The following is a 15,038-nucleotide window of genomic DNA, read 5'->3' as shown; positions in this document are numbered from 1 at the left end:
AAAAAAATGCGAATAAAATTAACCGTCTCATTGTTTTACTAATGTATAATTATATTCCACGTTTACATTCTCAGCAACTTTTTTCATCACCATTTTCGGGATGGTTACTTTAAAATCGGCTGATTTTGCAACAAAATTTCCTTTCAGGTAAATCTTTCCGTCTTTGGCAGAAATGGTTGCGGCAGAAGAAACATTTCTGTCAACACCGTGAAAGTTTAATATGCCCTGAACAGTAACTTTCTGAGGGTTTGCAGTCAGTTTTGTTTTATCAAACGCTACAACTTTTCCTTTGAATGTTGCCTTCGGATATTTCGCAGTTTCGGCATAGCTCTCATTAAAGTGCTCCTCCATCAGTTTCACTTTAAATTTAAAGTTTTTGACTACCGAAACTGAAGCCATTTCTCCGTTATCAGCATTGAGAACCACAACATTACTGTCATCCTGCGCAAAAACATCTTCAAACATCGGAACTGATGCTTCGATGGTGACTTTTCCTGTTTTAGAGCTGTATTTTTGAGCCAAAAGAAGATTACTCAGCAGTAATGAAGTCAATATTAAAAGTAGATTTTTCATTTTAAATAATTTTTAGTTTTCAATCAGACCATCCGCTTTCCATTTCACGAAAAGATTAATTTGATTTGGCGATAAAGATCCGCCCTGAGGCATTTTCAAAGGATCTCCCGCCGGTCGTTGAATACGGTTAATAATGATGTCGATGTTTTCTTTTACCAAATTGTAATTATTGAGAGGTTTAAAACCTGACGCAGAATGGCAACTTGTACAGTTACTGTCCATAATCGGTTTTAAATCTGACCCGTATTTTACCACACTGGTAATCGGCGTATTGTCTGAAATCTCTTCATAGGTTCTGCTTTCACAGGATGTTATGAAAAAAATCAGCGATGCGGTGTAGATTACTTTTTTCATTTTAAAATACTCTGTAAAGATTAAACCCAAAGAAAATCTGTCCTTTTTCCCACTTTCCGGTTGCGTTGGTGAGATAACCAATGTCAGAATTCAACTGTGAATTGCTGAATAAAAGCTGGAAAACATGGCCTCCTGTTTCAATATCCATTCCCAAAGACAAAGGATTTTTGTAGAAACTGTGCTTATCAAAATTCACAAAATATTCTGCATTGATGGAGATTCTTTTGGAAATTTTGTACCGTCCGCCCAATCCGGTCAGAAATTGATTATCGTTTTCAACCGTTGGTTCATAGAGATTTTTGTGAACATAAGACGGCGACAGCTGCAGCGAAAAGTTTTCATTAAATCTTCGTGAAATCAAAGCCTGAGTCAGGTACGAAAGCCTGTCGCCAAACTTCAGATGCGGATATGTATCTTTATCCAGATCGGTGTTCATTGCCATCACGTTGTAGCCTACGAGATCTACCGGAATGTTTTCGCTCTGCTTCAGAAGCCTGTATTTTGCTCCGAATTCAAAGGTTTTCATATTCGTTTCTCTGGAGAGGCTTAAAGAAATTCCGTCTGTTAAACCATAAATTGCTCCGAGTTTGGTGGAAGCATCGTCTAGTCCGAAAAAGTTTTTAAAACCTTCACTCACATCTCCAAAACGGTGTGCTACTACAAAATACCATTCATTTTTTGCAGTGAGTTTGGTCGATTGTCCGGTGACGATCTGAAGTGCTTTGAAAGCCGGTGGAGAAGTTGTACTGTTGGTTGAAATGGTGTCGATATCTTTGAGCAGATCTTCCTGAGAAAAAGCAAGAACTGAAGAAAATACCGACAAAAATAAGAGAGTTTTTGTCATACACGTTTTTGTTTAAAATTAGTACGACAAACTTAGAGACTTCTCTTTCTAAAACTTGGTGATAAAAGTCACCGATGATATTGTTTTTATCAATCGGAATAATAAAAGTACTAAAACAAATTTATTAGATAACACTAACATCGACAGATTCTGGTATTCTGATGCCTTCTCTGCTTTGAGAAATCTCACCTTCATTCTCAATTTTTTTCATTACTCTGCTCACGACTTCTCTTGATGTGCCGAGATTGGTGGCGATTTCACGGTGGGTAAGTTTGATGGGATGATTTCCAGTGATGGTAATTTGTTGTTTGATGTAGCTTAAGATTCTTTTGTCGAGTTTGTGGAAAACGGCTTCGTTGACCATGTTCATCACATCGGAAAATCGCTTGTCGTATTCCTGAAAAAAAAGTTTGTTGATGGCAGGAAAACGGAGCAGCCAGTCATGCATTACGGACACCGGAATGAGTAAAACTTCCGAATCTTCTTCTGCAACGGCATAAATCCGACTGATGTAATCTGTGAAAATAGAGGAAAAAGTCATCATACAACTGTCGTTTTCCCGAACGTAATAATATATAAGTTCGCGGCCATCGTTAAGTGTAAAAACTCTGACGGAACCTTTAATGAGAAACGGAACAAATTTATTTTTCTGCCCTTCTCTTACGATTTCAGTTTTAGCTTTTACTGCAGTGATGACAGCATGTTTACTGATTTCTTTTAAAAATTCTGAGCCTAAAAACTCAAATTTATCAACAATAAACTGATTATCTAACATATTTTTTGAATAATTACGAAATCAAAGGTATAAAATTGAAATTGTCGTTTGATATTTATTTTCGTAGGATTGTAATTTTGAACGATTCTTAATAGTTTATGTTGGATGAGAGGCGGGAAAATGGGAGGCGGGAGACTGTTGAACCCTTCGGGTTCCCTTTTTAGTGCGAATAATTTTATTACCATAGGTTTCACCTACGGCTATTTGAATTTAACCCTGCGGGTTTTTGGTGATGCGAATGATTTTACGCCCATAGGTTCACCTAAAGCTGGAATTTAATCTTTCAGGAGCTCTGTGATGGAATAATTTTTCGTCTATAGATAAACCTAAAGCTATTCGAATTTAACCCTGTGGATTCTTAATGATGTGAATGATTTTGCTTCCATAGTTCACCTAAAGCTATACGAATTAAACCCTTCGGGTTCTTTTGTAGTGCGAATTATTTTATTACCATAGGTTTCACCTACGGCTATTTGAATTTAACCCTGCGGGTTTTGTGTGATGTGAATGATTTGCTTCCATAAGTTCACCCTAAAGGTATTCGAATTGAACATTTCGGGTTATTTGTGCTGTCGCTTCCATAGTTCACCTAAAGTTATACGAATTTAACCCTTCGGACTTTATGAGATGTTGGGGAAAAAGCAGACTCCCGCGCCCCGGCCTGAGTGGAGCTCTTTTTGTAAGCGAGGGAAAAAGCGGTGGCACAAAAAAGCGGGAACGGAGGACGGAAATTGGCGCCCAAATAAAAAAATACCTGAGTTGTAAGTAAAAAGAAATACCCCAACTTCCGCCGGGGTATTCTTTTATATCTGATAAGAAAAATCTTATGCCTGTACGTTGTTTCCTCCTAATACGAAAGGCTCAACTTCCTTGATTTCTCCGAACTGCTGCTCGTAGTTGGTGATGTTTTGCTGAAGTGCAGCCAAAACTCTCTTCGCGTGAAGAGGAGCCAGGATTACTCTTGATCTTACGTTTGCCTGCTGTACACCTGGCATCATTTGGATGAAGTCTACTACAAACTCAGATGGAGAGTGGTTTACTAAAGCAAGGTTACAGTAAACTCCTGAAGCTACCATTTCGTTTAACTGGATGTTGATGTTTCCGTCTTGTGGATTTTGATTGTTGTCCATTTTATAAATTATATTTTTTAAAATTGAAATTTGAGATTGTGAAAGTATAAAAATAATTTCAAACCTCAAATTTCAAATTATTAATTTTAGTTAAGATCTTCGAATTCTTTTCTAGAACCCACGATTACATTCTGATACTCTTTAAGACCTGTACCTGCAGGAATTCTGTGTCCTACAATTACATTTTCTTTAAGACCGTTCAGGCTGTCTACTTTACCTGCAACTGCTGCCTCGTTCAGAACTTTAGTTGTTTCCTGGAACGATGCTGCAGACATGAACGACTTGGTCTGTAGAGCTGCTCTTGTAATCCCCTGCAATACCGGCGTTGCCGTAGCAGGAAGTGCTTCTCTAACCTCAACTAAAGCCTGATCTTCACGCTTCAGTTTAGAGTTTTCGTCTCTCAATTCTCTTGCAGTAATCATCTGTCCCGGCTGGAAAGTTTTAGAATCTCCGGCTTCGGTTACTACTTTAAGACCAAATACTCTGTTGTTCTCCTCAAGGAAGTCGTATTTGTGCTCAAGCGCACCTTCAAGGAACTGAGTATCACCTCCATCAACGATAGATACTTTTGTCATCATCTGTCTTACGATGATTTCGAAGTGTTTGTCGTCGATTTTTACCCCCTGAAGACGGTAAACTTCCTGGATTTCGTTTACTAAATATTCCTGAACCGCAGTTGGCCCTTTGATCTTCAGGATGTCATCCGGAGTAACTGAACCGTCAGAAAGTGGCGAACCAGCTCTTACGAAGTCATTCTCCTGTACCAAGATCTGGTTTGATAATTTAACTAAATAAATTTTTCTCTCACCAGTTTTAGCTTCCACGATCAATTCACGGTTACCTCTCTTGATTTTTCCGTAAGAAACTACACCGTCGATTTCTGTTACTACAGCTGGATTTGATGGATTTCTTGCTTCGAATAATTCGGTAACTCTCGGAAGACCTCCGGTGATATCCCCTGTCTTTGCAGCTTTTCTCGGGATTTTGATTAAGACTTTACCAGCCTTGATTTTTTCACCGTCATTTACCATTAAGTGGGCTCCTACCGGTAAGTTGTAGCCTTTCTGCTCAACACCTTTAGAATCTACTACCTTCAATGTAGGTACAGCTTTCTTATTTCTTGATTCAGAGATTACTTTCTCTTCAAATCCTGTCTGTTCGTCAATCTCCAGCTGGAATGAAATACCCTGGATGATGTCTTCATATTCTACCTTACCGGCAGTTTCAGCAATGATTACCGCGTTATACGGGTCCCACTTACAGATTACATCACCTTTGCTTACTTTATCACCTGGTTTTACAGCTAATATAGCACCATAAGGTACGTTGGCAACCATAAGAGGAGTTCTCGCCTCGTTGTCAGTTACCAATCTGAATTCTGTAGTACGTGATACCACTACTTCAGCAGTGTTACCGTTTTCGTCTTCAGAAGTAATTGTTCTTACCTCATCCAATTCTACGATACCGTCTCTTCTTGCGATAATTGCAGGATTTTCTGATACGTTGGTAGATACACCACCCTGGTGGAAGGTTCTCAACGTAAGCTGAGTTCCCGGTTCCCCGATGGACTGTGCAGCGATAACCCCTACAGCTTCACCCATGTGAATGGTTTTCCCTGTAGCAAGGTTTCTACCGTAACATTTAGCACAGATACCTTTTTTAGCCTCACAGGTTAATGGTGAACGTACTTCAACAGCTTCAAGACCAATCTCTTCGACTTTCTTGGCTAACGCTTCGTTGATTACTTCGTCTGCATTAACGATGATTTCGTCTGTCTCAGGATCGTATACATTATGCAATGAAACTCTACCTAAGATTCTTTCAGAGATTTTTTCAACAATTTCGTCATTTTTCTTCAGTGCAGTAACTTCTGTACCTCTCAATGTTCCACAGTCAGTTTCTGTTACGATAACATCCTGTGCAACGTCTACCAGTCTTCTCGTTAAGTAACCAGCATCGGCAGTCTTAAGAGCGGTATCCGCAAGACCTTTACGGGCACCGTGGGTAGAGATAAAGTATTCTAAGATCGAAAGACCTTCCTTAAAGTTTGCAAGAATCGGGTTTTCGATAATTTCCGCTCCGGTAGAACCGGCTTTCTGCGGTTTTGCCATCAAACCTCTCATCCCTGATAACTGACGAATCTGTTCTTTAGAACCCCTCGCACCAGAATCAAGCATCATGTATACAGAATTGAATCCACCCTGGTCAACTTTCATTCTGCTCATGATCATTTCAGTTAATCCGGCGTTGGTGTTTGTCCAAACGTCGATTACCTGGTTATATCTTTCCGTATCTGTGATAAGACCCATGTTGTAGTTGGCTCTGATCTCGTCTACAGTTTCAATAGATGTTGCGATCATTTTCTTTTTCTCAACAGGAACTACGATGTCACCTAATGAGAAAGAAAGACCTCCTTTGAATGCATTTGAATATCCTAGATCTTTCATTGCATCGAGGAACTTCACAGTGGTAGGGAAATCTGTATCGGCAAGTACTTTACCAATTACATTTCTTAATGATTTCTTTGTAAGAAGTTCATTAATATATCCTGACTGCTTAGGAACGATCTGGTTAAATAAGATTCTACCAACAGAAGTTTCAGTTAATTTCGTAGTGATTTCACCGTTTTCTTTAATTGGAAGTCTACATCTTACTTTAGCGTTCAATGAAACTCTGCCTTCAGCATAAGCGATTTCTGCTTCTTCCGGAGAATAGAATGCAAGACCTTCACCCAATACTTTCATATCTTCAGTAGAGCTTAATTCTTTGGTCATGAAATACAGACCAAGAACCATGTCCTGAGATGGTACCGTAATTGGAGAACCGTTTGCAGGGTTCAAAATGTTCTGAGAACCCAACATCAATAACTGAGCTTCCAAAATTGCCTCAGGGCCTAACGGTAAGTGTACCGCCATCTGGTCACCATCAAAATCGGCGTTGAATGCTGTTGTTACTAATGGATGTAACTGGATTGCCTTACCTTCGATCATCTTAGGCTGGAAAGCCTGAATACCCAGTCTGTGCAAAGTAGGTGCTCTGTTCAGTAAAACAGGGTGACCTTTCATTACACCTTCTAAGATATCATAAACTACAGGTTCTTTTCTGTCGATAATTCTTTTGGCAGATTTTACTGTTTTTACAATTCCTCTTTCGATCAGTTTTCTGATGATAAACGGTTTGTAAAGCTCAGCTGCCATATCTTTAGGAATACCACATTCGTGAAGCTGTAAGTTTGGACCTACAACAATTACCGAACGCGCAGAGTAATCTACCCTTTTCCCCAATAAGTTCTGACGGAAACGACCCTGTTTACCTTTCAATGAATCTGAAAGTGATTTCAACGGTCTGTTTGATTCAGATTTTACTGCAGAAGATTTTCTTGTATTATCAAATAATGAATCTACAGATTCCTGAAGCATACGCTTCTCGTTTCTCAGGATTACTTCAGGAGCTTTGATCTCCAATAATCTCTTCAAACGGTTATTTCTGATAATTACTCTTCTGTAAAGGTCATTTAAGTCAGAAGTTGCGAAACGTCCTCCATCCAACGGAACTAATGGTCTCAATTCTGGTGGGATAACCGGAAGCACACGCATAATCATCCACTCCGGTCTGTTGATCATTCTTGTATTGGCACCTCTCAGTGCTTCTACAACGTTCAATCTTTTCAGAGCTTCAGTTCTTCTTTGTTTTGAACCTTCGTTGTGAGCTTTGTGTCTCAAATCGAAAGATAAAGCATCAAGATCGATTCTCTTTAACAATTCCTCAACAGCTTCAGCACCCATTTTGGCGATGAATTTGTTAGGATCTGAATCATCAAGATACTGGTTTTCTACAGGAAGAGTTTCCATGATATCAAGGTATTCTTCTTCTGTAAGGAACTCCTTATCGTCAAAATCAGAACCATCTAATTTCTTAGCGATACCCTGCTGAATAACAACATATCTCTCGTAATAGATGATCATATCTAATTTCTTGGAAGGAATACCCAAAAGGTAACCTATTTTGTTTGGTAAAGAACGGAAATACCAAATGTGCGCGATAGGAACAACCAAACCGATGTGTCCGATTCTTTCTCTACGTACTTTTTTCTCCGTAACCTCTACACCACAACGGTCACAAACGATCCCCTTGTAACGGATTCTCTTGTATTTACCACAAGCACATTCGTAATCTTTGATAGGACCGAAGATTTTTTCACAGAACAAACCGTCTCTTTCAGGCTTGTGCGTTCTGTAGTTAATGGTTTCCGGTTTTAAAACCTCCCCTCTTGAGTCCTGTAAAATGGACTCAGGAGAAGCTAAACCGATGGTTATTTTATTAAATCTACTTGATTTATTTTTATTTGACATTTTTTTATTTTTAGATTTAAAGATTAAGAGATTTGAGATTTGAGACTTTGATTGTACAATTGTCTCTTCTCTCATGTCTATGCGTCTCTTGTCTTATTACTCTTCCAATCTTACGTCTAATCCAAGACCCTGTAACTCGTGAAGTAATACGTTGAAAGATTCCGGAATACCTGGTTCAGGCATTGCTTCTCCTTTTGCTATTGCTTCATAAGTTTTTGCTCTACCAATCACGTCATCCGACTTCACAGTAAGGATTTCTCTCAGGATATTTGATGCACCAAATGCTTCAAGAGCCCAAACCTCCATCTCTCCGAAACGCTGTCCACCAAACTGAGCTTTACCTCCTAAAGGCTGCTGAGTAATCAGTGAATAAGGTCCGATAGAACGTGCGTGCATTTTGTCATCTACCATGTGTCCAAGTTTCAACATATAGATAATACCTACTGTCGCAGCCTGAGTAAATCTCTCTCCTGTACCACCATCATAAAGGTAAGTGTGACCGAATTTAGGAACTCCTGCTTTCTCAGTGTACTCAGTGATCTGATCAAGAGTAGCACCGTCGAAAATTGGTGTAGCGAACTTCATTCCCAGTTTCTGACCAGCCCATCCAAGAACTGTTTCGTAGATCTGTCCGATGTTCATACGTGAAGGTACCCCAAGTGGATTCAATACGATATCAACCGGTGTTCCGTCTTCAAGGAACGGCATATCTTCCTGACGGACGATTCTCGAAACGATACCTTTGTTACCGTGACGACCTGCCATTTTATCTCCAACGTTCAGTTTACGTTTTTTAGCGATATAAACTTTAGCCAGTTTCATGATACCTGCCGGAAGTTCATCACCGATAGAAATTGCAAATTTCTCACGGTTTTTAACCCCTTGGATATCGTTGAATTTGATTTTGTAGTTGTGAATCAACTGTTTGATCAGTTCATTCTTATCGTTATCAACCGTCCAGTCTGAACCGCTGACGTTTACATAATCTTCTACGGACTGAAGAAGTTTCAGGGTAAATTTAGTTCCTTTACCAATGATTTCTTCATCCAAGTCGTTGGTTACTCCCTGAGAAGTTTTACCTCCGACAAGTGTATTTAATTTTTCAATTAAAGTATTTCTCAACTCGTCAAACCTTGCTTTGTAAGTATTTTCAATCTCTTCAAGCTTCAGTTTTTCTTCAGTTCTCTTCTTTTTGTCTTTGATGTTTCTTGAGAACAGCTTTTTATTGATTACAACACCTCTTAATGATGAATCTGCTTTTAATGAAGCATCTTTCACATCACCGGCTTTGTCACCAAAGATTGCTCTAAGAAGTTTTTCTTCCGGAGTAGGATCTGATTCTCCTTTTGGAGTAATCTTACCGATCATGATATCACCAGGCTTCACTTCAGCACCGATTCTGATCATTCCGTTCTCATCAAGATCTTTTGTAGCTTCTTCAGATACGTTTGGAATATCTGCTGTCAGTTCTTCCATACCTAATTTGGTATCACGAACTTCAAGAGAATACTCATCCACGTGGATTGAAGTAAACCAGTCTTCACGCACAACTTTTTCGTTGATTACAATTGCATCCTCAAAGTTGTATCCTTTCCAAGGCATGAAGGCTACCACTAAGTTTCTACCTAAAGCCAATTCTCCGTCTTCGGTTGCGTAACCGTCGCAAAGAACCTGACCTTTCTGTACCACATCACCTACTCTTACGTTTGGTCTTAATGTAATGGTAGTACTTTGGTTGGTTTTTCTGAATTTAGTCAGTTTATATGTTTTAGTAGCAGACTCAAACTGTACTAAATCTTCGTCTTCGCTTCTGTCATATTTGATTACGATTCTGTCAGCATCTACATACTCTACAGTACCTGTACCTTCAGCATTGATCAAAATTCTTGAATCTCTTGCAACCTGCTGCTCAAGCCCTGTACCAACGATTGGAGCCTGTGGCTTCAACAACGGAACTGCCTGACGCATCATGTTGGATCCCATCAATGCACGGTTCGCATCATCATGTTCCAGGAACGGAATCAATGAAGCTGAAATACCGGAAATCTGGTTTGGCGCAACGTCGATTAAGTTAACTTCAGAAGGCTCTACTACAGGATAATCACCGTCAAGACGGGCAATAATTCTGTCTGTAAGGAACGCTCCGCTGTCATCCAATTCTACGTTTGCCTGTGCAATTACTTTATCTTCTTCATCTTCTGCATTTAAGTAAACCGGTGCATCGTTTAATGCTACTTTACCAGCTTCTACTTTTCTGTACGGAGTTTCGATGAAACCAAGTCTGTTGATTTTAGCATAAATACCTAAAGATGAAATCAAACCAATGTTTGGTCCTTCAGGAGTTTCGATAGGACAAATTCTACCATAGTGAGTATGGTGAACGTCACGTACCTCGAAACCTGCTCTTTCTCTTGATAAACCACCAGGTCCCAGGGCAGAAAGTCTACGCTTGTGCGTGATTTCTGATAGCGGGTTGGTTTGGTCCATGAACTGAGAAAGCTGGTTGGTACCAAAGAATGAGTTAATTACTGATGTTAAAGTTTTAGCATTAACAAGATCAAGCGGAGTAAAGATTTCGTTATCTCTAACGTTCATTCTCTCCTTAATCGTTCTTGCAATTCTTGAAAGACCTACACCGAACTGTCCTGCCAACTGCTCACCAACAGTTTTAATTCTTCTGTTTGATAAGTGGTCAATATCATCAACCTCAGCTTTGGAGTTTACCAATTCAATTAAGTGTCTTACAATCGCAATGATATCTTCTTTTGTAAGAACCTCAGTAGTAGTTGGGATATTAAGACCTAACTTTTTGTTTAATCTGTAACGTCCTACTTCACCTAATGAATATCTCTGCTCAGAGAAGAATAATTTTTCGATAATTCCTCTTGCAGTTTCCTCATCTGGCGGATCTGCATTTCTAAGCTGACGGTAAATATATTCTACCGCTTCTTTTTCTGAATTGGTAGGGTCTTTCTGCAATGTATTCTGGATGATAGAGAATTCGTTTGAATTTTCTTTGTGAATCAAAATAGATTTCACACCAGCATCCAAAATAAGATCTAAATGTTCTTTTTCAAGAATAGTTTCTCTGTCTAAGATGATTTCGTTTCTTTCGATAGAAACAACTTCACCGGTGTCTTCGTCTACGAAATCTTCGAACCATGTGTTCAATACTCTCGCAGCCAAAGTTCTTCCTTCTACTTTCTTAAGGGCAGCTTTAGAAACTTTCACTTCTTCTGCAAGGTCGAAAATCTGAAGAATATCTTTATCAGATTCATAACCGATTGCTCTTAATAATGTAGTTAAAGGTAATTTTTTCTTACGGTCGATATACGCGTACATTACGCTGTTGATATCGGTTGTAAATTCCATCCAAGATCCTTTGAAAGGGATAATTCTTGAATAGTATAATTTCGTTCCGTTTGCGTGGTAAGTCTGTCCGAAGAATACACCAGGTGAACGGTGAAGCTGCGTAACGATAACCCTTTCAGCACCATTGATGATGAAAGATCCACTCGGAGTCATATAAGGAACCGGACCTAAATAAACATCCTGCACAACAGTCTGGAAATCTTCATGTTCCGGGTCTGTACAGTACAATTTAAGTCTTGCTTTCAAAGGTACTGAATACGTCAGCCCTCTTTCCACACACTCATCGATTGAGTAACGTGGTGAATCTACCAGATAATCAATAAATTCTAAAACGAATTGATTTCTGGAGTCTGTAATAGGAAAATTCTCCTGGAAAGTCTTATACAAACCTTCGTCTGTTCTGTCTTCAGGAAGTGTGTCCAGCTGGAAAAATTCTGTAAACGACTCAATCTGGATATCCAAAAAGTCAGGCGTTACGATTTTCCCTTTCGCTGACGAGAAATTAATTCTTTTCTCCTGAGTTGTAGCTGTTGTTTTACTCATAAAACTTTTAAGAAAGGTTAAAAAATATTTTGATTAGAAAAAATATCAGAAAGAGAAGAAGCACAGTAAAATAAAAAGGTAAAAGTGTTTTTTGGCGCAAACAGTAAGAACCTCAATACTTTAAACTACATCTAGATCTTTCTAACTGCAACGCTGGTATATCTTTTCACAGCGTAATGCAAAATATTTTTAAGGACTTTTGAGGCAGAAATGCCAAATATTTTTAAAATAAACATAGCAAAACCTCTTTCAAAAAGACATGAAAGAGCTGATATAGAGTATTTTAGAAATTTTTATACAAATTTTTGCGCCAAAAGTGACTGCAAAATTACAATTTAATTTCGGAATACACAAAGAATCATTAAAAATCAATGACTTAAACATTGGCTACAATGAAGACAAACCCACAACAGCGTCGAATCCAAAGTTGAATAAAGTAACGAATTTCACATAAAATATTAAAATAAATTACGTACCAAACTGCGAGTGATATTAAAATTTAAATTATTAAAATATTATTAAAAAAATAAATTAAGTAAAATTAATAAAAACATGAATATTTTTTGGTTTTATATTACATAAAGTATTTATATTTGCATCAAGTTAAAAAAATACACCAATCGTATTTTAAAACTTAAAAACATCATACCAATGAAAAATTTAAAAGAAAAATTAGCTGGTCTTAAGATCGAGCAGCTTGAAGAGAGAAAAGAGTTCACTTTCTACACAATTAAGAATTGCAATCCACAGCCACCATGTGGACCGACAACTCCTCCTACAACTCCTCCAACGAATCCAGGAAACGGTGGTGGAAACGGTAGCGGTGGAGGTTGGTAGAACTTTCATAAGCTAAAAAGAAAAGCGAGCTTCAGGGCTCGTTTTTTCTATTTTTAACCAATCCTCCTCCATAAGATGAAAAATGAAAACAGCATAGGTTTTTACCTTTTTCAAAATCTCCTACTCATCATATCTACAGGGTACAAAATAGATAACAAAAGCGTATTCTCCACATTTCAAAATGGGGTAAAAGAATACAGGAATTTTGTTTTTTTACAGGATGGAATAATTGACAACGATATCGATTGGGTTTCTCAGGTAGAAAACAGCGAGAACATTTTTGCCCAATCCAACCAACATTACAAAAATGCGATCTTTTCTCTACTACAAATATTTCCTACTGATCATCAGTTTTGGGATTATCTTGCTGTAGAAGAAAAACTGTATTACTCCTACATTACCAAAGAAAAATATAACAACATCAGAAAACCAGTTTTGGAAATTTCTGATTTTGAAGAAATGTCTTACAACAAGCATAACCTTGCATTGGTTCCCATTAGAGGAATGAACTGGCTTTTCGAAGCTCAGGCCAGATATGATGACATTAAAAATATTTTCACCTGTATTTTTAACGGAATGCAGATGATGGATGATATTGATGATTTTGCTAAAGATCTGGCTTCCGGACAGTGGAATTTACTTCACAGCGATGTAAGAAAAATCATTGCTGATGAAAATTTAGTCAATGATGAAAATCTGGACCGTTTTGAAGAACGCATTTTTTACGCATCGGGATTGTGTGAAAAATACAGTCTTTATGCATTAGATCAATACAAGAAAGCGTTGCTGAATTCTAAAAAAATTGATTTCCCTGAACTTAAAATCTGGTTAAACCAAATTATTGAGGAAGTAAACGAGAGCATCAAACTTGTTAACAAAATTACGAAGTAACGCAATCACAGAAAATTCAAAACTTATTTGATGATGAATCTGCTTGGTGCCCAGCCTGTTTTTACCAAAACGAAAAATGGTAATTATGTAATGGAAATCGACAACAGCTTTTTCGATATCGACGAAGAAGTAAAAACCGTCATGCTCGCACTCGCTCGGGCTAAAAATTATTCTCAGGCCACAGATCTTTACAATGAATACACCCAAGAGGTTCATTCTGAGGAAGATTTCACATATTACAGTACAGAACTTTTAAAGAAATTTGATTTAAATAACAAAAAGAAGAGTTTTCTCCTGTTTGAAAAAATTCTAATTCCTGAAAAAACAGCCGGTACAATATCTCAACTTATCAGTTTTTTATTTTATCCGCCATTATTCTGGATTGCGTTTTCTTCACTTACTATATTTTCAGTTTATAATATCTTTTTTGATGCAAGCACAAACAATAATGGAAATTTTTCAGTATCAATTATTTATACCTTTGCTCTTTATTTTGTAACAATTCTATTTCACGAGTTCGGTCATGTGGCGGCTTGCAGAAGATTTACAGACAAGAATGGGGGCATCGGTTTTGGAATTTATATCCTTTATCCGGTTTTCTACTCCAACATCAGTGCAGTGTGGCATGCAACAAAACAACAGAAAGTAATTGCAAATCTTGCAGGTATTTACATGCAGCTTTGGTTTGTGCTGGTATTTTACATCGCCGGAACTTACACTGGGAATGATTTTTTTGTTGCATTCAGTAAAGTATTGGTCTATATGTGTTTTATTCAGATACTTCCTTTTATAAGATCAGATGGATATTGGCTACTAAGCGACTTGACAGGAGTAGCTAACTTACTGGACAAATCAGGTAAAAAAGTGAATGACTTTCTTAAGCATCCTTTTTCCTTTTTCAACTCAAAAAACTACATCCATTATTTCCTATTTCTTTATGGAGTCTTTAATCTGTTTTTCGTGATCTCTTTTTCTTATTACGAAATCAGATATAATTATGCCGCGATTTTAGATTACCCTTTTTACGTTTGGGGATTAATCAGACAATTTATTGTTGGTGATTGGCATAAAATAGAATTTGATGTAAAATATTTTTCAGTAACGTTGTTTTACTATATAATTTACAGCTATGGAAAGCAGATTTTTCAGAAGATTTTTGGTAAGCCGGAGACAGAAAAAGCCAAATTTCAGGATTTACACCCATAAATATTACAATTTCTACAAATTTTTAGCAGAAAATCACAAATTAATTAAAATATTAATAAAATTTAATGATTTAGTTTAATAATATAAATTTATTAGTGAATATTATTGAAAAATATAATTATATTTGCATAACACTATTGAAAAAATTAAAAAACTAATAA

At 37.6% G+C, this 15,038-nt stretch carries 11 protein-coding genes; 4 read left to right on the top strand and 7 right to left on the bottom strand.

Features of this window, described 5'->3' with window-relative positions; genetic code table 11:
- Positions 1 to 27: 27 nt before the first annotated feature.
- The 4 genes from ASG21_RS18070 to ASG21_RS18055 all read right to left on the bottom strand — a co-directional run bounded on the left by ASG21_RS18070 (position 28) and on the right by ASG21_RS18055 (position 2,546).
- Positions 28 to 573, bottom strand: a complete 546-nt coding sequence (locus tag ASG21_RS18070; RefSeq protein WP_056084030.1) for a YceI family protein — start codon at positions 571 to 573, stop codon at positions 28 to 30.
- Between the two features lie 12 nt (positions 574 to 585).
- Complete coding sequence (locus ASG21_RS18065) at positions 586 to 927, bottom strand: hypothetical protein (RefSeq protein WP_082482469.1); 342 nt, start codon at positions 925 to 927, stop codon at positions 586 to 588.
- Position 928: 1 nt separating this feature from the next.
- The gene (locus ASG21_RS18060; RefSeq protein WP_056084025.1) at positions 929 to 1,771 is read right to left on the bottom strand and encodes a DUF5777 family beta-barrel protein; all 843 of its coding nucleotides are present in this window, start codon (positions 1,769 to 1,771) and stop codon (positions 929 to 931) included.
- A gap of 124 nt (positions 1,772 to 1,895) precedes the next feature.
- The gene (locus tag ASG21_RS18055) at positions 1,896 to 2,546 is read right to left on the bottom strand and encodes a Crp/Fnr family transcriptional regulator (RefSeq protein WP_056084022.1); all 651 of its coding nucleotides are present in this window, start codon (positions 2,544 to 2,546) and stop codon (positions 1,896 to 1,898) included.
- Positions 2,547 to 2,651: 105 nt separating this feature from the next.
- On the opposite strand from ASG21_RS18055, the gene ASG21_RS20260 reads away from it, so the two are divergent.
- A complete protein-coding gene (locus ASG21_RS20260; protein ID WP_157844539.1) occupies positions 2,652 to 2,825 on the top strand; it encodes a hypothetical protein in 174 nt (57 codons plus the stop codon).
- 545 nt (positions 2,826 to 3,370) lie between these two features.
- On the opposite strand, the gene ASG21_RS18050 is transcribed toward ASG21_RS20260, so the two are convergent.
- The 3 genes from ASG21_RS18050 to rpoB form a co-directional block, all read right to left on the bottom strand.
- A complete protein-coding gene (locus ASG21_RS18050) occupies positions 3,371 to 3,676 on the bottom strand; it encodes a DUF3467 domain-containing protein (protein WP_056084768.1) in 306 nt (101 codons plus the stop codon).
- A gap of 86 nt (positions 3,677 to 3,762) precedes the next feature.
- Positions 3,763 to 8,028, bottom strand: coding sequence for a DNA-directed RNA polymerase subunit beta' (rpoC, locus tag ASG21_RS18045; protein ID WP_056084019.1), 4,266 nt, complete (start codon positions 8,026 to 8,028; stop codon positions 3,763 to 3,765).
- A 96-nt stretch (positions 8,029 to 8,124) separates the two neighbouring features.
- Positions 8,125 to 11,943, bottom strand: coding sequence for a DNA-directed RNA polymerase subunit beta (rpoB, locus tag ASG21_RS18040; RefSeq protein WP_056084016.1), 3,819 nt, complete (start codon positions 11,941 to 11,943; stop codon positions 8,125 to 8,127).
- Between the two features lie 651 nt (positions 11,944 to 12,594).
- Here rpoB and ASG21_RS18035 point away from each other — a divergent pair.
- From ASG21_RS18035 to ASG21_RS18025, 3 genes are all read left to right on the top strand, one after another.
- Entirely contained in the window at positions 12,595 to 12,780 is a 186-nt protein-coding gene (locus tag ASG21_RS18035) for a hypothetical protein (RefSeq protein WP_056084013.1), read from the top strand.
- Between the two features lie 75 nt (positions 12,781 to 12,855).
- The gene (locus ASG21_RS18030; RefSeq protein ID WP_056084010.1) at positions 12,856 to 13,671 is read left to right on the top strand and encodes a hypothetical protein; all 816 of its coding nucleotides are present in this window, start codon (positions 12,856 to 12,858) and stop codon (positions 13,669 to 13,671) included.
- A gap of 30 nt (positions 13,672 to 13,701) precedes the next feature.
- Positions 13,702 to 14,877 (top strand): hypothetical protein, encoded by a 1,176-nt coding sequence (locus ASG21_RS18025; RefSeq protein WP_128414357.1) that lies wholly within the window; start codon positions 13,702 to 13,704, stop codon positions 14,875 to 14,877.
- Positions 14,878 to 15,038 lie beyond the last annotated feature (161 nt).

Origin of the sequence: Chryseobacterium sp. Leaf394, from assembly GCF_001424105.1 — a bacterium.
Classification (GTDB): domain Bacteria; phylum Bacteroidota; class Bacteroidia; order Flavobacteriales; family Weeksellaceae; genus Chryseobacterium.
Note: the sequence above shows the minus strand (reverse complement) of the source record. Positions and strands in the feature narration are given on the sequence as shown.

What these genes read in the sequence shown, in the direction of transcription:
- ASG21_RS18070 (WP_056084030.1), bottom strand. Translation starts at nt 573, where the DNA reads ATGAAAAATCTACTTTTAATATTGACTTCATTACTGCTGAGTAATCTT.
- ASG21_RS18065 (WP_082482469.1), bottom strand. Translation starts at nt 927, where the DNA reads ATGAAAAAAGTAATCTACACCGCATCGCTGATTTTTTTCATAACATCC.
- ASG21_RS18060 (WP_056084025.1), bottom strand. Translation starts at nt 1,771, where the DNA reads ATGACAAAAACTCTCTTATTTTTGTCGGTATTTTCTTCAGTTCTTGCT.
- ASG21_RS18055 (WP_056084022.1), bottom strand. Translation starts at nt 2,546, where the DNA reads ATGTTAGATAATCAGTTTATTGTTGATAAATTTGAGTTTTTAGGCTCA.
- ASG21_RS20260 (WP_157844539.1), top strand. Translation starts at nt 2,652, where the DNA reads ATGAGAGGCGGGAAAATGGGAGGCGGGAGACTGTTGAACCCTTCGGGT.
- ASG21_RS18050 (WP_056084768.1), bottom strand. Translation starts at nt 3,676, where the DNA reads ATGGACAACAATCAAAATCCACAAGACGGAAACATCAACATCCAGTTA.
- rpoC (WP_056084019.1), bottom strand. Translation starts at nt 8,028, where the DNA reads ATGTCAAATAAAAATAAATCAAGTAGATTTAATAAAATAACCATCGGT.
- rpoB (WP_056084016.1), bottom strand. Translation starts at nt 11,943, where the DNA reads ATGAGTAAAACAACAGCTACAACTCAGGAGAAAAGAATTAATTTCTCG.
- ASG21_RS18035 (WP_056084013.1), top strand. Translation starts at nt 12,595, where the DNA reads ATGAAAAATTTAAAAGAAAAATTAGCTGGTCTTAAGATCGAGCAGCTT.
- ASG21_RS18030 (WP_056084010.1), top strand. Translation starts at nt 12,856, where the DNA reads ATGAAAAATGAAAACAGCATAGGTTTTTACCTTTTTCAAAATCTCCTA.
- ASG21_RS18025 (WP_128414357.1), top strand. Translation starts at nt 13,702, where the DNA reads ATGATGAATCTGCTTGGTGCCCAGCCTGTTTTTACCAAAACGAAAAAT.